This is a genomic window from Arthrobacter sp. NPDC080086 (assembly GCF_040702285.1).
In genome coordinates this window covers 1-18,916 of sequence record NZ_JBFBKP010000039.1, presented here as the reverse complement: position 1 = coordinate 18,916, position 18,916 = coordinate 1, and the positions used below count along the sequence as shown (strand labels likewise).

Here is an 18,916-nt window from a genome sequence, read left to right as displayed (position 1 = left end):
CCGCTGGCCCCGGCGTTACGCCGGGGCCAGCGCCTTGTTAAGCACCGTCCGGATCCGCTTTTCGGAGACCGAATAGGCCGTCCCGAGTTCGACGGCGAACAGGCTCACCCGCAACTCCTCGATCATCCAGCGGACCTGGGTTAACTCCGGCCCGATCCGCCTGCCCGGGAGTAGCGCCGAGACGGCGTCGTCGTAGTCGTCCTCGAGCCCCTGGATGACGGCCATGTGCTGGGCGTCGCGCTGGACGGTGGTGGGCAGCTTCTCCAGCCGCTTCTCGATCGCCGCGAGGTAGCGCGGCAGCTGGCTCAACTGGGCGTAGCCCGTGCGTGCCACGAAGCCGGGGAAGACCAGCTGCTCCAGCTGGGCCTTGACGTCGTTCAGGGCGCTGATCAGTGCCAGGCTGGTGGTGCCGCGAAGCTGTTTCTCGATCCGCCGGGTGCTGGCCAGGATGCGTTCGACGACGGCGGTGACGGTGAAGACCGTGTCGATAAGCTCGGCGCGGACCTGCTCGTACAGTGCCTTGAAGGACGGCTCGTCCCACGGGAGGGCTGCCGGGGTGAGCTTGTCGATCGCGGCCAGGGCGCAGTCCGCGATCAGGGCAGAGACCGACCCGTGCGGGTTCTGGCTGAAGGTCAGCTTCTCCGTGTTGTTCAGGTGCTCCAGGACGTAGCGGTCCGGCGGCGGGACCTTGAGGGCCAGCAGGCGGATCACGCCACCGCGCATCGCCTGTTCCTGTTCGCCCGCGGTCTGGAAGAGCCGCAACGCCGCGGAGGTGCCCTCGTCCACCAGGGCCGGGTAGCCGGTGACGGTGTGGCCCTTGACCATACCCTGGACCTGGCGCTGCACACTGCCGAAGGTCCAGTCCTTGAGGCCGGTCAGCTCGGTGAAGCCGCCGGGGGAGCCGGCCTGCTGTGCACTGCCGGCTCTGCCTTTGCCGGCAGGGCCGTTCTCCGCGGCGGCCGGGGCGGTGCCCTTCTTCGGAGCCGTTGTCGAAGGAGTTGCGCCCAGGGACTCTGCGATGGCGCGTCGGGTGGCCGGCGCCAGTTTCTCCTGAAGCGCGGCGAGGTCCTTACCCTCGTCGAGGAGCTTGCCGCGGGCGTCCACCACGCGGAAGCTGACGCGCAGGTGCGGCGGCACGGCGTCCCAGTTCCAGGATCCCGGCGGGATGACCTGGCCGCGGAGCCTGCGCAGCACCAGTTCCAGGGACGGCTCGAGGTCGTCCGTGGCGGGATCGAAGTCGGCCTCCAACGCAGCCACCGCCTGGCGGGCGACGTCGGGTGCCGGGACGAAGTTCTTGCGCACCTGCTTGGGCAGGGACTTGATCAGTGCGGTGACCAGTTCCACCCGCTGGCCCGGGATCAGCCAGCGGAACGCGGCGTCGTCGAGCTGGTTGAGGAACAGCACGGGCACCTCGGCGGTGACGCCATCGGAGGGGTTCGGGGCCGCCCCCGGGGCCACGGGGCTGAACTCGTAGCTCAGCGGCAGCTCGAAGCCCTTGTGCAGCCAGGTTTTGGGGTAGGCCGAATCGTCGAGCTCGTCCGCGTCCTCGCTGATCAGCAGCGACTTCTCGAAGTCCAGCAGTCCCGGATCCTGCTGCCGGGCCTCCTTCCACCACTTGTCGAAGTGGCGCTCGGAGACCACGTCCTTGCCCACCCTGGCGTCGTAGAACTCGAACAGGGTCTGGTCGTCCACCAGGATGTCCCGGCGGCGCATGCGGGCCTCGAGCTCCTCGATCTCCTGCAGCAGGGCCCGGTTGCGGTGGAAGAACTTGTGGTGGGTCTGCCAGTCGCCCTCCACCAGCGCGTGCCGGATGAAGAGTTCGCGGGAGAGCTCCGGGTCCACCCGGCCGTAGTTGACCCGCCGGTTGGGGATGATGGGCACGCCGTACAGGGTGACCTTCTCATGGGCCATCACCGAGCCCATTTTCTTGGACCAGTGCGGCTCGCTGTAGCTGCGCTTGACTAGGTCCGGGGCTACCTGCTCGGCCCAGAGCGGATCGAATTTGGCGGCCACCCGTGCCCAGAGCCGGCTGGTCTCCACCAGCTCGGCGGCCATCACGAAGGTGGGCGACTTCTTGAACAGGGCGGAGCCGGGGAAGATCGCGAAGCGGGTACCGCGGGCGCCGGCGTATTCGCGCTTGCGTTCGTCCAGGATGCCGATGTGGCTCAGCAGGCCCGAGAGCAGGCTGATGTGGATACCCTCGTGGTTGCCGACCGGGTCGGTCAGGCGCTTGTTGTCCAGGCTGATCCCGAGCGGCCGGGCCATATGCCGCAGCTGCGCGAACAGGTCCTGCCATTCGCGCACCCGCAGGTAGTTGATGAACTCGGCGCGGCACAGCCGGCGGAACGCGGTGGAGGAGAGTTCCTGCTGCTTCTCCTGCAGGTAGTTCCAGAGGTTGAGGTAGCCGGTGAAGTCCGAGTTCTCATCCCGGAACCGCGCGTGCTTCTCCGCGGCGAGCTGCTGCTTGTCCGTCGGGCGCTCGCGCGGGTCCTGGATGGTTAGCGCCGCGGCGAGGATCATCACCTCACGGACGCAGTCGCGCTTGCCGGACTCCACGATCATCCGTCCCAGCCGCGGGTCCACCGGGAGCTGGGCCAGTTGCTGGCCGACGGCGGTGAGGCCGCTGCCGTTGCGGCCGGACCCCGCCGGGCGGCGGCCACCGCGGCGCTGGCCACCTTCCGGCTGCCCGGGTTGCTGTTGCCCGTCGTGCCGGCCGCCGTCTGGAGCGTCCGTGGCCTTGGCCGCGCTCAGGGCGCCGAGCTCGCGGAGCAGGGTAACGCCGTCGTTGATCGCGCGGGATTCCGGCGGTTCGACGAACGGGAAATTCTCCACGTCCTTGGGCCCGCGTGCGACGCCCATGGCGGTCATCTGCAGGATGACGGCGGCGAGGTTGGTGCGGAGGATCTCCGGGTCGGTGAACTGCGGGCGGGACTCGAAGTCCTCCTCCGAGTACAGCCTGATGGCGATGCCGTCGGAGACACGCCCGCAACGGCCCGAACGCTGGTTCGCCGAGGCCTGGGAGACCCGCTCGATCGGCAGGCGCTGAACCTTGGTGCGGTGCGAGTAGCGCGAGATGCGGGCGGTGCCGGTGTCGATGACGTACTTGATGCCGGGCACCGTCAGCGAGGTCTCTGCGACGTTGGTGGCCAGGACGATCCGGCGCTTGCTGCCCGGGTGGAAAACCTTGTGCTGTTCCTGCAGGCTCAACCGCGCGAAGAGGGGGAGCACCTCGGTGCCGGCCAGGCGCCGGTTCGCCTGGATCCTGGCGTTCAGTGCCTCGGCGGCGTCGCGGATCTCGCGCTCGCCGGAGAAGAAGATCAGGATGTCCCCGGGCGCCTCGAGGGCCAGTTCGTCGACGGCGTCGCAGACGGCGTCCAGCGGATCCCGGTCCTCCTCCAGCTCGTCGTCGGAGGCGGTGCCCTCGCCGTCTCCGTCATCCGCGCCGGGACCGCCGGCGGGGGCGGACAGCGGACGGTAGCGGATCTCCACCGGGAAGGTGCGGCCCGAGACCTCGACGATCGGGGCGGGCTCCTCCTCGCTGCCGAAGTGCTTGGCGAAGCGCTCAGGGTCGATGGTGGCCGAGGTGATGATGACCTTCAGGTCCGGCCGCTGCGGCAGGATGCGCTTCAGGTAGCCGAGGATGAAGTCGATGTTGAGGCTGCGCTCGTGTGCCTCATCGATGATGATCACGCTGTACTTTCGCAGCAGCTTGTCGCGCTGGATCTCCGCCAGCAGGATGCCGTCGGTCATCAGCTTGATCTTCGTGGACCGGCTGACCTCCCCGGTGAAGCGGACCTGGAAGCCCACCTCCTGGCCGATCTCGACGCCGAGCTCCTCGGCGATGCGTTCGGCCACCGTCCGCGCGGCGAGCCGCCGCGGCTGGGTGTGGCCGATCAGTCCCTTCTCGGCCAGGCCCAGTTCCAGGCACATCTTCGGAATCTGGGTGGTCTTACCGGAGCCGGTCTCGCCGGCGATGATCGTCACCTGGTTGGCGGCGATCGCGGCCATCAGGTCCTCGCGGCGCTCGGAAACCGGCAGCTCGGCGGGGTAGGAGATATGGAGTGTCATGGCTGGCTCCAGTCTACTGGCCGGTTTCCGCGGCAGGGGCTCAAAAGCTAAGCCTACTGAGGAATATTTGGCCGGGCCGCGGACTTGGACCCGTCATGACTACTATCGCAATCATTGGAGCAGGATCGGGGCTCGGCGTTGCCGTCGCCCGCCGTTTCGGCGCGGAAGGCTTTTCCGTCGCCCTCCTTTCCCGGAACCAGGGCCGGGTGGACGCCCTGGCGGAGACCCTCTCGGCCGAGGGAATCGAGGCCAAGGGCTTCGCGGCCGACGTCCGGGACCCCGACTCCATCACCCGGGCGCTGGAGGCCGCTACCGAAACCCTCGGCCCCATCGAGGTGCTGCAGTACAGCCCGTTGCCGCAGAAGGACTTCATGCGTCCCGTCCTGGAGACCACCCCCGCCGACCTGGTGGGACCCGTGGAGTTCTCCATCTATGGCCCGGTGGCGGCGGTCCACCAGGTCCTTCCCGGCATGCGGTTCCTGGGCAAGGACAAGGGCACCATCCTCTTCGTCAACGGCGGCTCGGCGGTAAAGCCCGGCCGCAACGTCACCGGCACCTCGGTGGCGTTCGCCGGCCAGGCCGCCTACGCCCAGCTGTTGAACGAGGTGCTCGGCGAGGAGGGCATCCAGGTGTCCCAGCTGATCATCGGCGGCCGCATCATCGACGGCGACCCGGAGAAGGATCCGGCCGTCCTCGCCGGACACCTCTGGGACCTGCACGCCAAGCGCGACCGGTTCCGGCTGCAGATCAGCTCCGACTAAGCATCCCCGAAACATCATCGACAGTTCACCGACACTGGACAGGAGTAAGAGTATGGCTGGGAAGACATGGTTTATCACCGGAACCTCGCGTGGTTTCGGCCGGGAATGGGCCCTCGCGGCGCTGGGCCGCGGAGACAACGTCGCCGCCACGGCGCGTGACGCGAAGAGTCTCGACGCGTTGGTTGAGGAGTTCGGCGACAGGATCCTTCCCATCGAACTCGATGTCACGGACCGCGAAGCCGCCTTCGCCGCCGTGGCCCGGGCGCGCGGGCATTTCGGCCGGCTGGACGTGGTGGTCAACAACGCCGGCTACGGCCAGTTCGGCACGGTGGAGGAGCTGAGCGAGGCCGACGCCCGCGACCAGATCGAGACGAACCTCTTTGGTGCGCTGTGGGTCACCCAGGCCGCGCTGCCCTTCCTGCGGGAGCAGGGGAGCGGGCACATCATTCAGGTCTCGTCCGTGGGCGGCGTCTCGGCCTTCCCCACCGTGGGCATCTACCACGCGTCCAAGTGGGCGCTCGAGGGCCTGAGCCAGTCCCTGGCCCAGGAGGTCGCGGAGTTCGGCATCAAGGTGACCCTGGTGGAGCCGGGCGGCTTCGCCACCGACTGGGGCGGCAGTTCCGCCCGTCACGCCGAACAGATGCCGGAGTACGACGGCGTCCGCGAGCGGGCGGCCAACCGGCCCAGCCGGCGCGGCACCCCGGGCGATCCGACGGCAACCCGGGAGCCGATTCTGACCCTGGTGGACGCGGACGAACCCCCGCTGCGGGTCTTCTTCGGCGAGGCGCCCCTGGGCATCGTCACCGCCGACTACGAGTCCCGGCTGGCCACCTGGAATGAGTGGCAGCCGCTCTCCGTGGCCGCTCACGGCGGCTGAGTCTTGCAGGGAAAGCGGGGGGCCGGCCGGGCGCACTGCCCGGCCGGCCCGCCGCTGTGTGAAGCCGGCGGCCGCGGTTAGAAATTCCGCAGCGTGTAGCCGGTGCTTGGCAGGTCGTGGGCCATCCAGTAGTCCTCCGAGCGGACGGGCGGGTTGTGGCCCAGTCCATCCTTGCGGAGGGCGCGGAGGGTGGCCGCGGCGACGGCAATAACCAGGATGATGACGGCGATTCCGAGGATTTCCATAGCTCTATGGTTCGCCGGTGACGGGTCAAAAATAAGTGGCAGAAAAGCCCAAAAAGCTAAAATTTCTGCCACACTTGAACCATGATCCGTTCGGTGGCAATGATCGTGGTTCCCAACTTTTCCATCTTCGAATTCGGCACCGCCTTCGAGGTGTTCGGCGTCGACCGTTCCGGCCGCGGCGCGGGCCTGCCGGCCTTTGATTTCCGGATCGTCACCCCCATCCCCGGGGACGTCCCGATGCAGTCCGGCCCCACCCTGCACGTGGGACTCGGGCTGGACGCGGCGGCGGACGCGGACCTGGTGATCATGACCCCGTTCGGCAAGGACTCTGATGTTCCCGACGCCGTGATCGAGGCCCTGCGCGCCGCCCACGAGCGCGGCGCGTGGGTGATGTCCATCTGCTCGGGGGCTTTCGCCCTGGCCCGGGCCGGGCTGCTGGACGGCCGGCGCTGCACTACCCACTGGCACTACTCCCGCGAACTGGCCGAGCGGTACCCCGAGGCGGTGGTGGACGAGAACGTGCTTTACGTCCAGGACGGCCGGATCATCACCAGCGCCGGGACCGCCGCGGGGATCGACGCGAGCCTGCACCTGGTGCGGCTGGAATTCGGCGCGGCGGTTGCCGCCAGCATTGCCCGCGACATGGTGGTGCCGCCGCACCGCGACGGCGGACAGGCCCAGTTCATCGACCGGCCGGTTCCCCGGTGCGGGTCCCAGCCGATGGAGGAGCTGCTGCGCTGGATGGTCGGCAACCTGGGGGAGGAGCACCCGGTCAACGAGCTGGCGCGGCGGGTTCACATGTCGCCGCGGACCTTTGCCCGGCGCTTCCGGGCCGAAACCGGGGCGACGCCGGCGGCGTGGCTGAACTCCCAGCGCGTGCTCCGCGCCCAGGAGTTGCTGGAGACGACGGACCTGACCATTGATGAGGTTGCACGGGAGTCCGGGTTCGGCCACCCCGTCCTGCTCCGCCACCACTTCGCCAAGGTGCTCGACACCAGCCCGCAGTCATACCGGAGGGCCTTCCGCGGCCACCTCGCTGCGGTTTAGGGAGGGCTACTCCCGGGGCGCGTCCCCGGCGTCGGCGCGCACGCACTCGACCAGCTCGCGCCACGGGCCTGTGATGTGCCGTTCGGGCAGGGTCGCGCGGCGCCGGCCGGCGCGGATGTTGTAGACGAACCGGTCCGGCTGCGGGGCCTCGTCCGCGTCCCCGGGGAGGTCATCCCATGGGCAGGCCTCGATCAGGCCCTGCCAGCGGTCCACGGCGTCCGGCGTCGCGGGTTCGGTACTCCAGACGCGCTGGAATCCCGCGACGCCGCCGCTGCGCTGCACGGTGATCTTCATGGGTTCGTCTCCAGCCACCAGGATTACGGCCGGCTGCCGCCTTACAGCCTGACTTTGACAGTTTCCCACGCCGAGCGCACCGCGTCATGCTCCGGTGAATCCGCTCCGAACAGCTCCTGGGCGGAGGCCGCCGTGGCCTTGGCGAAGGCGCTGAACGTCGACGCCGGCTTCAGCGATCCTCCGGTCAGGGTCTCGTACCAGATCCGTCCCGGGGCCTCCCATGCGTTCCCGCCGAGGGTGGTGGCCGTGAGGTAGAACGCCCGGTTGGGAATGCCGGAGTTCAAGTGCACCCCGCCGTTGTCCGAGCTGGTGTGAACGTAGCCATCCATCGAGTCGGGCTGCGGGTCCTTGCCCAGGACGTCGTCGTCGTACGCCGTGCCCGGCGCCTTCATCGAGCGCAGCGCCACGCCCTGGACCTGGTCGGTGAAGAGGCCCTCGCCGATCAGCCAGCTGGCCTGCGCCGCGTCCTGCTGCCGGACGAACTGTTCCACCAACGCACCGAAGACGTCCGAGACGGACTCGTTCAGCGCACCGGGCTGGTTCCGGTAGGTCAGCCCCGCCGAGAACTGGGTCACGCCGTGGGTGAGCTCGTGGCCGATCACGCTGAGCGCCACCGTGAACCGGTTGAACACCTGGCCGTCGCCGTCGCCGAAGACCATCTGGTGGCCGTCCCAGAACGCGTTGTCGTAGCGCTGCCCGTAGTGCACCGTGGCGTCCAGGGGCAGGCCGTTGCCGTCCACCGAGTTGCGCCCGAAAGCGTCCGCGTAGAGCCGGTGCGTGTGGCCGAGCCCGTCATACGCCTCATCGGCGGCCGGATCCGAGGTGGCCGGCTCACCCTCCTTGCGGACCAGGGCGCCGGGCAGGTTCTCCGAGCCCTTCGCGTCATAGATGGTGCGCTGCGGCGGACCGGGCGCCACCTGGCGAATTCCCGGCGGGGCCGTCGGAGCGGCCGCGGCCCGTGCGGCCTGGAAGCTCTTGACGTGCAGCAACGCCTCCCGGGCGGCGCGCGCGGCCGCTTCCAGCCGGGGTTCCGACGTCTGTGCCGCCAGCCGGCGCAACAGGTAGGGCGGGATGATGGAGCAGTACATGTGAGACCCCTTTGCTCTAGCCGATGCGACCAGCCTACGAGCGGGGTGCGACATTTGGCAGGGGTGCCGCCGGATCCGCCGGGCGGCCGTCCCGGCGGGTACGGTAAGCCCATGGCACACTCCGGTAAAGAGAAGAAGAAGTCCGGCTCCACGCTGCTGACCGTGATCATCGCGTTCGCGATGAATGTGCTGGTGGCGGCCGCCAAGTCGGTCGCGGCGGTCCTCTCCGGTTCGGCGTCGATGACCGCGGAGGCCGCGCACTCGTGGGCGGACACGGGCAACCAGGTCTTCCTCTTCTTTGCGGAGCGGCGTTCGGCCCGGCCGCGGGACAAGAGCCATCCCATGGGCTACGGCCGGGAGGCCTACGTCTGGTCCATGTTCGCGGCGTTCGGACTCTTCACCGCCGGCGCCGTGGTCTCGATCATGCACGGCATCCAGGAGATCATCGCGCCGGAGCCCGCGGCGGACTTCATGGTGGCCTACATCGTCCTGGCAGCGGCATTTGTCTTCGAGGGGATTTCCTTCGTCCAGGCGTTCCGGCAGACCCGTAAGGCAGCGCACGAACTGGACCGCCACACCCTGGAGCAGGTGCTGATCAGTTCCGATCCGACGCTGCGGGCCGTCTTCGCCGAGGACGCCGCGGCGCTGATCGGCCTGGTGGTCGCCTTCGTCGGTGTCTTCCTGCACCAGGTCACCGGTTCCCCGTTGCCCGATGCGATCGGCTCGATCATCGTGGGCGTCCTGCTGGCCGTCGTCGCCGTCGTGCTGATCGACCGGAACCGCCGCTTCCTGGTGGGCCAGGGCGTCACCAGCGACATCGAACAGTCCATGGCCCGCCGCGTGCTGGAGCACCGGGATATCGCCCGACTCACCTACCTGCACCTCGAATTTGTCGGCCCGCGGAAGCTCTATCTGGTCGCGGCCGTGGACCTGGAGGGTGACCACCCCGAGCACGAGGTGGCCGTGGCGCTGCGCCGGATCGAACGCGAGCTCGAGGACCACGAGACGGTCGAGGAGGCGGTGTTGACCCTGGCGACGCCGGACGAGCAGCCCCTGCACATCAGCGCGGACAAGGAAGGCGCGACCCCCTAGCCGGAGAACCCGGGCGCAACGCAAAGAACCCCTCCACTTCAGCTGAAGCGGAGGGGTTCTCACTGTGCCCTCGGTAGGATTCGAACCTACGGCCTTCTGCTCCGGAGGCAGACGCTCTATCCCCTGAGCTACGAGGGCAATCAGGGATTCCTGCCGTCACCGGCGGGACGTCCTAGAGCTTAGCAGGAAGGTGGGCCGCAAACGAAAACGACGCAGCGGGTGCCGGAATTCCGCGCAGATGCGGGCCCCCGGTAGGCTTGAACCGTGACCCCAGAAGAACTTTCCCTTGCCATATCCGCCTGCCTCCAGGACGCCGTCGCCGCCGGTGAGATCGCCCTCGCCGCCACCGATATTCCGGAGGCTGTCCGCGTGGAGCGGCCGAAGAACAGGGACCACGGGGACTGGGCCACCAACATCGCCCTGCAGCTGGCAAAGCCGGCCGGGACCAACCCCCGCCAGCTGGCCGGGCTCCTGAGCGAGCGTCTGGCCGGAATCGCCGGGGTGGCCGCCGTGGACATCGCCGGGCCCGGGTTCCTGAACATCACGGTCGACGCCGCCGCCGCGGGCGCGCTGGCCAAGGCCATCGTCCAGGCGGGGGCCGGCTACGGCACCAACACCGCGCTCGCTGGCCGTACCGTGAACATGGAGTTCGTCTCCGCCAACCCCACCGGGCCGCTGCACATCGGCCACACCCGCTGGGCCGCCCTGGGCGATTCGATCGCGCGCGTGCTCCGGGCCTCCGGCGCGGACGTCACGGCGGAGTACTACATCAACGACGCCGGTTCGCAGATGGACGTCTTCGCCAACTCCGTGCTGTCCCGCCTGCACGGCCGCGACGTCCCCGAGGGCGGCTACCCGGGCGAATACATTGCCGACCTGGGCCACGAGGTCCTCGCCGAGCACCCGGCCATCCGGGAGCTGACGGATGTGGCCGCGCTGCCGGTCATCCGGGCCTCCGCCTACCAGGCGCAGCTGAAGGACATCCAGCAGACCCTCGCAGACTTCGGCGTCGCCTTCGACGTCTACTTCTCCGAGCAGGAACTGCACGACGCCGGGGCGATCGCCAGTGCCGTGGCCCGGTTGCGCGAACAGGGCCACGTCTACGACGACGGCGGCGCCGTCTGGCTGCGGACCACGGACTTCGGCGACGACAAGGACCGCGTGATGATCCGCGCGAACGGCGAGCCGACCTACTTCGCCGCCGACGCCGCCTATTACCTGTCCAAGAAGGACCGCGGCTTCACCGAGAAGATCTACCTCCTCGGCGCCGACCACCACGGCTACATCAACCGGCTTAAGGCCATCGCGGCCGCCGCAGGCGACGACCCCGAGGTCAACATCGAGGTCCTGATCGGCCAGCTCGTCTCCGTCAACGGTGCCAAGCTGTCCAAGCGGGCCGGCAACATCATCGAGCTCAAGGACCTGATCTCCTGGCTGGGCAAGGACGCCGTGCGCTACTCCCTGGCCCGGTTCCCCGCCGATTCGCCGCTCACCCTGGACCCGGAACTGCTGAAGAAGCACAGCAACGAGAACCCCGTCTTCTACGTCCAGTACGCCCACGCCCGCTCCCGCGGTGCCTCCCGCAACGCCGCCGCCGCCGGCGTCGAGCGCACCGTGGACGGCCGGGAGGCCTTTGACGCGGCCCTGCTGGACCACGCCACGGAGAACGAACTGCTCTCGCACCTGGGCAGCTACCCCTCGATCGTGGCCAAGGCCGCCGAGCTGCGCGAACCGCACCGCGTGGCCCGCCACCTCGAGGTCATCGCCGGCGCCTACCACCGCTGGTACGACGCCTGCCGGGTGGCTCCCCTCGGCGAGGAAGCTGTCACCGACCTCAACCGCACCCGTCTGTGGCTCAACGACGCCACCAGCCAGGTGCTCGCCAACGGACTTGACCTGCTGGGCGTCTCGGCGCCGGAACGGATGTGACCATCATGACCGCAAGCCCCGCCAACAACGCCGCGTCCCCGCTCGCCCCGGACTGGCTGGACGTCCCGGCCGACCTGAATGCCCTGTACGCGCCGATGTGGGCCGCCGGCGTCGCCCGCACCGACGGCGGCGAGCTCGCCATCGACGGGGTTCCGGTCAGCGAGCTGCAGCGGCAGTTCGGCACCCCGCTCTTCGTCATGAGCGAGACCGACTTCCGGGCCCGGGCGCGCGCCTTCCAGGACGCCTTCAACGAGGCCTTCGCCGACATCTGCGGGGGAGTGGACGTCTACTACGCCGGTAAGTCCTTCCTCTGCACCGCCGTCGTCCGCTGGGTCGAAGAGGAAGGCCTCCGGCTGGACACGGCCTCCGGCGGCGAGCTGGCCGTCGCGGCCCGCGCCGGCATCCCCGGGGCGGCCGTCGCGCTGCACGGCAACAACAAGTCCGACGCCGAGATCCACCGCGCCTTGGACATGGGCCTGGGCCGGATCGTGGTGGACAGCCTCCCCGAGCTCGAGCGCGTCGCGGCGATTGCTGCCAACCGGGGCGAGACCGCCAAGGTCATGCTGCGGCTGACCCCGGGTGTGCACGCCCACACGCACGAATTCATTGCCACCGCCCACGAGGACCAGAAGTTCGGCCTCTCCATGGCCGGCGACTCCACCGAGGAGGCCGGGCTCTCCGCCGCGGAGGAGGCCGTGGCCGCCGCCGCCGGCCACGCCAGCATCGAGCTGCTGGGCCTGCACTGCCACATCGGCTCGCAGATCTTCGAACCCGACGGCTTCGCCGTGGCCGCGGAGAAGCTTCTGGACTTCCTCGCCGCGATGCGCTCGAAGTACTCCGTGGAACTGCCCGAGCTGGACCTCGGCGGCGGCTACGGCATCGCCTACACCCCGGTGGACACCCCGCGCCCGCCCGCGGAGATTGCCCGGGCGATGGCCGCCGTCGTCCGCGCCAAGGTGGCCGAGCTGGGCATCACCGCACCGCGGATTTCGATCGAGCCCGGACGCGCGATCGTGGGCACCAGCACCTTCACGCTCTACGAGGTCGGCACCCTGAAAACCGTGCGGGTGGACGCGGCGGCGCCCGCCGGCGGCGCCGAAGGCTTGGATAACGTTACGTACCCCCGCCGCTATGTGTCGGTGGACGGCGGCATGAGCGATAACGCCCGCCCGGTGCTGTACGACGCGGATTATTCGGCGGTCCTGGCTTCGCGCAGCTCCACCGCGGCCCCGCAGCTGTCCCGCGTGGTGGGCAAACATTGCGAGAGCGGCGACATAGTTGTTAGAGATGTATACCTGCCCGAGGACGTGGCAGCCGGTGATCTGCTCGCTGTACCGGGGACCGGCGCCTACTGCTGGGTCCTCTCAAGCAATTACAACTATCTGGCCCGTCCGGGCGTTGTTGCCCTGCGCGACGGAGCAGCCCGGCTGATTGTCCGCGGGGAGACCGAAGCCGATCTGTTGAACCGCGACATGGGAGTCTGAATGACGCAAATGCGTACCTTGAAAATGGCCCTGCTGGGCTGTGGCAACGTCGGGGCCCAGGTAGCGCGGATTCTCATTGACGACGCCGACGCCCTGGCCTCCCGCACCGGTGCCCGCCTGGAGCTCAGCGGCATCGCTGTGCGCACCCCAGGCGCCCGCCGCGACGTCGAACTGCCGGCGGACCTGTTCACCACCGACGCCGAGTCCCTGGTCAAGGACGCGGACCTGGTGATCGAACTGATGGGCGGCATCGAGCCGGCGCGCAGCCTGATCCTCACCGCCATCCGGCACGGCGCCTCCGTGGTCACCGGAAACAAGGCCCTGCTGGCCCAGGACGGCCCCACCCTCTACGAGGAGGCGGACAAGGCCGGCGTACAGCTCTCCTACGAGGCCGCCGTCGCCGGCGCGATCCCCATCCTGCGTCCCATCCGGGACAGCCTCTCCGGGGACCGGATCACCCGCGTCCTGGGAATCGTCAACGGCACCACCAACTTCATCCTCGACCAGATGGACAGTACGGGCGCGCAGTTCGCCGATGCCCTCGCCGAGGCCCAGCGGCTCGGCTACGCGGAGGCGGATCCCACGGCCGACGTCGAGGGCCTCGACGCCGCGGCGAAGGCCGCCATCCTGGCCTCCCTGTCCTTCCACACCCGCTTCGCCCTGGAAGACGTGTACTGCGAGGGCATCACCGGCGTCACCGCGGCCGACATCGCCGCGGCCAAGGACGCCGGGTTCGTCATCAAGCTCCTCGCCATCGCCGAGAAGCTGGGCGGCTCCGGCACGGAAACTGAAGGCACCGAGGGAGTCTCGGTGCGCGTGCACCCCACCCTGCTGCCCCGCGAACACCCGCTGGCCGCCGTCCGCGGCGCCTTCAACGCGGTATTCATCGAGGCCGAGAACGCCGGCGAGCTGATGTTCTACGGCCAGGGCGCCGGCGGCACCCCCACCGCGTCCGCCGTGCTCGGTGACCTGGTGTCCGCGGCCCGGCGGATCGTCCTGGGCGGCCCCGGCCGCACCGAGACCACCACCGGACACGTGCCCGCGCTGCCCATCGACGCCGCCGTCACCAGCTACTACATCGGCCTGGACGTGGCGGACCAGCCCGGCGTGCTTGCGCGGATCGCGCAGCTGTTCGCCGAACACGGCGTCTCGATCGAAACCATGCGGCAGACAGTGCACCGCGAACCGTCCTCTCCGGCCACCTCGGCGGAGCTGCGGATCGTCACGCACCGCGCCAGCGAGGCCGCCCTCGCGGCCACCGTCCAGGCCGTCAAGGGCCTGGACGTCATCAATTCAGTCACATCCGTACTGCGGGTAGAAGGGGTCTAAGTGGCTCACCAATGGCGCGGAGTCATCCGCGAATACGCCGAACGCCTGCCGGTCACCGAGGCCACGAAGGTCATCACCCTGGGTGAGGGCGGCACCCCGCTGGTCCACGCGCAGAAGCTCTCCGCGCTCACCGGCTGTACGGTCTACCTTAAGGTCGAGGGCATGAACCCCACCGGTTCCTTCAAGGACCGCGGCATGACTATGGCCATGACGGCCGCCGTCGCCGCCGGAGCCAAGGCCGTGGTGTGTGCCTCCACCGGCAACACCTCCGCCTCCGCGGCGGCTTACGCCACCTCCGCCGGCCTGCGCTGCGCCGTGCTGGTGCCCGAGGGCAAGATCTCCATGGGCAAGCTCAGCCAGGCGATCGCCCACGGCGCCACCCTGCTGCAGGTGGACGGCAATTTCGACGACTGCCTTGAGATCGCCCGGAAGCTGGGGGAGTCCTACCCGGTGTTCCTGGTGAACTCGGTCAACCCGGCCCGGATCGAGGGCCAGAAGACCGGTGCGTTCGAGGTGGTCGATTCCCTCGGTGACGCCCCGGACATCCACATCCTCCCGGTCGGCAACGCCGGCAACATCAGCGCGTACTGGAAGGGCTACAAGGAATACTCGGCGCCCTACGAGTCCGCCACCGCCGGGTCGCTGCCCGCCGTCGCCACCCGCACCCCGGTGATGTGGGGCTTCCAGGCCGCGGGTGCCGCGCCGTTCGTCGCCGGCCACCCGATCACCGAACCGGACACCATCGCCACGGCCATCCGGATCGGCAACCCCGCCTCCTGGGAGACTGCCGTCGCCGCCCGGGACGAATCCGGCGGCGTGATCGAGGCCGTGACCGACGACGAAATCCTCGCCGCGCACCGCTGGCTGTCCGCCCGCGAGGGCGTCTTCGTCGAGCCCGGCTCCGCGGCCGGCGTCGCGGGCCTGATCAAGAAGCACGAGGCAGGCGAGGTCCCGGCCGGCAAGACGATCGTCATCACCGTCACCGGCCACGGCCTGAAGGACCCGCAGTGGGCACTCCGCACCGAGGATGGCGGCGACGTCCAGCCGGTGAAGGTCGCCAACGACGTCGTCACCGTCGCCGCGGAACTGGGACTGGAAGAGCACTAGCAGTGGAGACCACCCTCACCGTCCCGGCGGAGTCCGCCGCCGACACGCCCACGGTGGCGGCCGGACAGTCCGTCACCGTCCGGGTCCCGGCCACCAGTGCCAACCTGGGCCCCGGCTACGACAGCCTGGGCCTGGCCCTGTCGCTCCACGACACCCTGACGGTGGAGACCCTCGACAGCGGGGAACTGGAATTCGACCTCAGCGGCGAGGGGGCGGACACGTTGCCGCGCGACGCCAGCCACCTGGTGGCCCGGGCGCTGACTGAGGCACTGCACCGGCTCGGATACCGGCACGCCGGCCTCCGGATCACCGCGGACAACGTCAACCCGCACGGGCGGGGGCTCGGGTCCTCGGCCGCCGCGGTGGTGGCGGCAGCCTCGGCGGCCAACGCCCTGGTCCCGGCCGCGGACCGTCGCGGCAAGGACTGGATCCTGCAGTTCACCTCCACCCTGGAGGGGCACCCGGACAACGTCGCACCCGCCATTTTCGGCGGACTAGCGCTGTCATGGCAGGACAGTGACCAGTACAGCAGCACCTGCGCCGTCGTGCACGCGGACATCGTTCCCGTGGTGGCCGTTCCTGACTACGAACTGTCCACCGAGGCGGCCCGGGCGCTGCTGCCGGCGTCCGTGGGGCACCATGCCGCGGCCATGAACTCCGGCCGCGCCGCGCTCCTGATCCACGCCCTGACCCAGAGCCCCGCCTTCCTGCTGCCCGGCACCGAGGACTACCTGCACCAGAGCTACCGGGCCCAGGCCATGCGCCCCAGCGCGGACCTGATTGCCGCCCTGCGCCGCGCCGGCCACGCCGCCGTCGTCTCCGGTGCCGGACCCACGGTCCTGGTGCTCGCCGACGGTGCGGAGCGGGCGGCAGAGGCGCAGGCCTTCATCGCCGAGTACACCGCGGCCAACACGCCGGGCGTGTCCTGGCGCGTGATGACGCTGGCCGTGGACAGTGAAGGTGCTAAAGTGGAAGTGCACCGGCGGTAATCACGCTAGCTTTTTCAAAAAGACCGCGATGTCGGCCACGTTGCCCACTCTCATCTTTCACTGCGCAATATTTTCCGGTGCCACCTGCTTCCGTCTGGCGCAGGACGATACAGAAGCACTCTGTACCCCTGAAAAGTCAGCCGGCCGTTCCTCCATTTCGGAACGTGTCCTGGTGTAGCAGTATCCGGCCCTGCCGGCCGGTTTGAGTCCGGCAAGGCCGCAAATCCCGGCTGCAGATCTGAACTGCAGCCCAGATCAATCACCGCGTCCAGCTCCTAGCCTGGACGCCGTCGAGGGGGAAGGATCCTTCGTGACCGAAACCACCGAGCTGTCTCCAGCTGTGGACTCATCATCTTCTGCTGCTTCGGCAGCACCCGCCAAGAGCAGCGGCCTCGCCGGCCTGAAGCTCGCCCAGCTGCAGGCCTTGGCCAGCCAGCTGGGAATCTCCGGGGGTTCCCGGATGCGTAAGGGCGATCTGGTGACCGCCATCTCCGCCCACCGCGCCGGCACCCCGGTCGGCAAGGCCCCCGCCGCTGCCGACAAGGCCAGCGACAACGGAATCATCTCCAACGCCGCTGTTGCGTCGAACGGCGCTTCTTCCAACGGCGCTGCTTCTTCCAACGTTGCCGAGGCCCCGGCGCAGGAGAACCCGCGTGCCCGCCGCGGCCGCAGCCGCCGCGCCGGCAGCGACGGCATCATCAGCACCGCCACCGAGTCTCCCGCCGCCGTGGAAGCCCAGCCGGCCGTCGAGGCCGCCCCGGCCGAACAGCCCGCCGAGACCAACGACCGCGCCCGCCAGCCGCGGACCCGCAACCGCCGCCGCGGCGAAGCCGCCGCCCAGGCTGCCGGCCAGGCCGAGACCGCAGAGGCTCCGGCCGAGCAGCCCGCCGCCGAGCAGCGCCAGCAGCCCGAGCAGCGTCAGGCCGAGCAGGGCAACGACGACGCCCAGCGCCGCGAGAACACCCGCGGCCGCGGCAACCGTGACGAGAACGCCGGACGCGAGAACGCCCGCGATAACAACCGGGACAACCGCGACAACAACGACGACAACGACGGCGGCAGCCGTCGGAACCGCCGCAACCGCCGTGACCGTAACGATCGCAACGACCGTAACGACCGCCAGGACAACAACCGTAACGACCGCTTCCGCGACCGCAACGAACGCCGCCGCGGCCGCAACCAGGGTCCCGACGTCGACGACGTCGAGGTCACCGAGGACGATGTCCTGCTGCCGGTCGCCGGCATCCTGGACGTGCTGGAGAACTACGCGTTTATCCGCACCTCCGGCTACCTGCCGGGCCCGAACGACGTCTACGTCTCGCTCGCCCAGGTCAAGAAGTACAACCTGCGCAAGGGCGACGCCGTCGTCGGCGCCATCCGCGCCCCGCGCGAAGGCGAAGACCGCAGCAACCAGCAGTCCGCCCGCCAGAAGTTCAACGCGCTGGTCCGCGTCACCTCGGTGAACGGCAAGACCGCCGAGGAACTCAAGGACCGCGTGGAGTTCGCCAAGCTGGTGCCTCTCTACCCGTCCGAGCGGCTGCGCCTCGAAACCGACCCCAAGAAGATCGGCCCCCGCGTTATCGACCTGGTGGCCCCGATCGGCAAGGGCCAGCGCGGCCTGATCGTCTCCCCGCCGAAGGCCGGCAAGACCCTGATCCTGCAGTCCATCGCGAACGCCATCACCACGAACAACCCTGAGGTCCACCTCATGATGGTTCTGGTCGACGAGCGTCCCGAAGAAGTCACGGACATGCAGCGCACCGTCAAGGGCGAGGTCATCGCCTCCACCTTCGACCGTCCGGCCGACGACCACACCACCGTGGCCGAACTCTCCATCGAACGCGCCAAGCGCCTCGTCGAGATGGGCATGGACGTGGTGGTCCTGCTGGACTCCATGACCCGCCTGGGCCGTGCCTACAACCTGGCCGCGCCGGCCTCCGGCCGCATCCTCTCCGGTGGCGTGGACTCGGCGGCGCTCTACCCGCCGAAGCGCTTCTTCGGTGCCGCCCGCAACATCGAAAACGGCGGCTCGCTCACCATCCTGGCCACCGCTCTCGTCGAGACCGGCTCCAAGATGGACGAGGTCATCTTCGAAGAGTTCAAGGGCACCGGCAACATGGAGCTCCGCCTGTCCCGCCAGCTGGCGGACAAGCGCATCTTCCCGGCCGTGGACGTCAACGCCTCCGGCACCCGTCGTGAGGAAAACCTGCTTTCGCCCGAGGAAGTCAAGATCATGTGGAAGCTGCGCCGCGTCCTCTCCGGTCTCGAAACGCAGCAGAGCCTTGAGCTGCTGACCAACAAGATCCGGGAGACCCAGAGCAACGTCGAGTTCCTCATGCAGGTGCAGAAGACGACGCTTGGTGCGAAGTCCGATAACGACAAGTAGCTGAGTACAAGGCGGGGTGCCGGAACTCCCGCGCGGTGAGCCGCGTGGGTTTCCGCCCCCGCCTTCGCCGTTCGGTTTTGCCGCCCCCGCCCCTCCGCCGGGGGGGGGGGGGGGGGGCCGCCCCGGGGGGGTGAAGGGGGGGGGGGGGGGGGGGTTGGGGGTAGGCCCGGCCCGCCCCCCGCGGTGGGCGGCCCAACCCATATTTAGACCAGTTTGTGGC

The 18,916-nt window shown here is 69.2% G+C and carries 14 protein-coding genes and 1 tRNA gene; 10 read left to right on the top strand and 5 right to left on the bottom strand.

What is annotated here, in order from left to right; all coding sequences use genetic code 11:
- Positions 1-15 precede the first annotated feature (15 nt).
- Entirely contained in the window at positions 16-4,068 is a 4,053-nt protein-coding gene (gene hrpA, locus AB0305_RS13925) for an ATP-dependent RNA helicase HrpA (protein ID WP_364139019.1), read from the bottom strand.
- 95 nt (positions 4,069-4,163) lie between these two features.
- Here hrpA and AB0305_RS13920 point away from each other — a divergent pair, with 95 nt between their 5' ends.
- Together AB0305_RS13920 and AB0305_RS13915 are read left to right on the top strand one after the other, a co-directional pair.
- A complete protein-coding gene (locus tag AB0305_RS13920) occupies positions 4,164-4,829 on the top strand; it encodes an SDR family NAD(P)-dependent oxidoreductase (protein WP_364139017.1) in 666 nt (221 codons plus the stop codon).
- Positions 4,830-4,881: 52 nt separating this feature from the next.
- A complete protein-coding gene (locus AB0305_RS13915) occupies positions 4,882-5,706 on the top strand; it encodes an SDR family oxidoreductase (RefSeq protein ID WP_364139015.1) in 825 nt (274 codons plus the stop codon).
- Positions 5,707-5,783: 77 nt separating this feature from the next.
- Here AB0305_RS13915 and AB0305_RS13910 read toward each other — a convergent pair whose 3' ends face one another.
- The gene (locus AB0305_RS13910; RefSeq protein WP_290257377.1) at positions 5,784-5,951 is read right to left on the bottom strand and encodes a hypothetical protein; all 168 of its coding nucleotides are present in this window, start codon (positions 5,949-5,951) and stop codon (positions 5,784-5,786) included.
- A gap of 81 nt (positions 5,952-6,032) precedes the next feature.
- On the opposite strand from AB0305_RS13910, the gene AB0305_RS13905 reads away from it, so the two are divergent.
- Positions 6,033-6,998: a helix-turn-helix domain-containing protein gene (locus AB0305_RS13905; RefSeq protein ID WP_290257378.1), complete on the top strand. Its 966-nt coding sequence runs from the start codon at positions 6,033-6,035 to the stop codon at positions 6,996-6,998.
- 6 nt (positions 6,999-7,004) lie between these two features.
- Here AB0305_RS13905 and AB0305_RS13900 read toward each other — a convergent pair whose 3' ends face one another.
- Entirely contained in the window at positions 7,005-7,292 is a 288-nt protein-coding gene (locus AB0305_RS13900; RefSeq protein ID WP_364139013.1) for a protealysin inhibitor emfourin, read from the bottom strand.
- A 41-nt stretch (positions 7,293-7,333) separates the two neighbouring features.
- A complete protein-coding gene (locus tag AB0305_RS13895; RefSeq protein WP_364139012.1) occupies positions 7,334-8,380 on the bottom strand; it encodes a M4 family metallopeptidase in 1,047 nt (348 codons plus the stop codon).
- Positions 8,381-8,491: 111 nt separating this feature from the next.
- Between AB0305_RS13895 and AB0305_RS13890 the strand changes: the two genes are divergently transcribed.
- Positions 8,492-9,472: a cation transporter gene (locus tag AB0305_RS13890; RefSeq protein WP_364139011.1), complete on the top strand. Its 981-nt coding sequence runs from the start codon at positions 8,492-8,494 to the stop codon at positions 9,470-9,472.
- A 65-nt stretch (positions 9,473-9,537) separates the two neighbouring features.
- On the opposite strand, the gene AB0305_RS13885 is transcribed toward AB0305_RS13890, so the two are convergent.
- Positions 9,538-9,610 (bottom strand) — tRNA-Arg (locus AB0305_RS13885).
- A gap of 126 nt (positions 9,611-9,736) precedes the next feature.
- Between AB0305_RS13885 and argS the strand changes: the two genes are divergently transcribed.
- From argS to rho, 6 genes are all read left to right on the top strand, one after another.
- The gene (gene argS / locus AB0305_RS13880) at positions 9,737-11,401 is read left to right on the top strand and encodes an arginine--tRNA ligase (protein ID WP_364139009.1); all 1,665 of its coding nucleotides are present in this window, start codon (positions 9,737-9,739) and stop codon (positions 11,399-11,401) included.
- Positions 11,402-11,406: 5 nt separating this feature from the next.
- Positions 11,407-12,885, top strand: a complete 1,479-nt coding sequence (lysA, locus tag AB0305_RS13875) for a diaminopimelate decarboxylase (RefSeq protein ID WP_364139008.1) — start codon at positions 11,407-11,409, stop codon at positions 12,883-12,885.
- Positions 12,886-14,214: a homoserine dehydrogenase gene (locus tag AB0305_RS13870; RefSeq protein ID WP_364139006.1), complete on the top strand. Its 1,329-nt coding sequence runs from the start codon at positions 12,886-12,888 to the stop codon at positions 14,212-14,214.
- Positions 14,215-15,321, top strand: a complete 1,107-nt coding sequence (gene thrC, locus AB0305_RS13865; protein ID WP_364139005.1) for a threonine synthase — start codon at positions 14,215-14,217, stop codon at positions 15,319-15,321.
- A 2-nt stretch (positions 15,322-15,323) separates the two neighbouring features.
- Positions 15,324-16,310 carry a homoserine kinase gene (gene thrB / locus AB0305_RS13860; protein ID WP_290257387.1) on the top strand — a complete coding sequence of 329 codons (987 nt, stop codon included), beginning with the start codon at positions 15,324-15,326 and terminating at the stop codon, positions 16,308-16,310.
- 310 nt (positions 16,311-16,620) lie between these two features.
- Entirely contained in the window at positions 16,621-18,696 is a 2,076-nt protein-coding gene (gene rho / locus AB0305_RS13855; RefSeq protein ID WP_364139003.1) for a transcription termination factor Rho, read from the top strand.
- Positions 18,697-18,916: the final 220 nt, after the last annotated feature.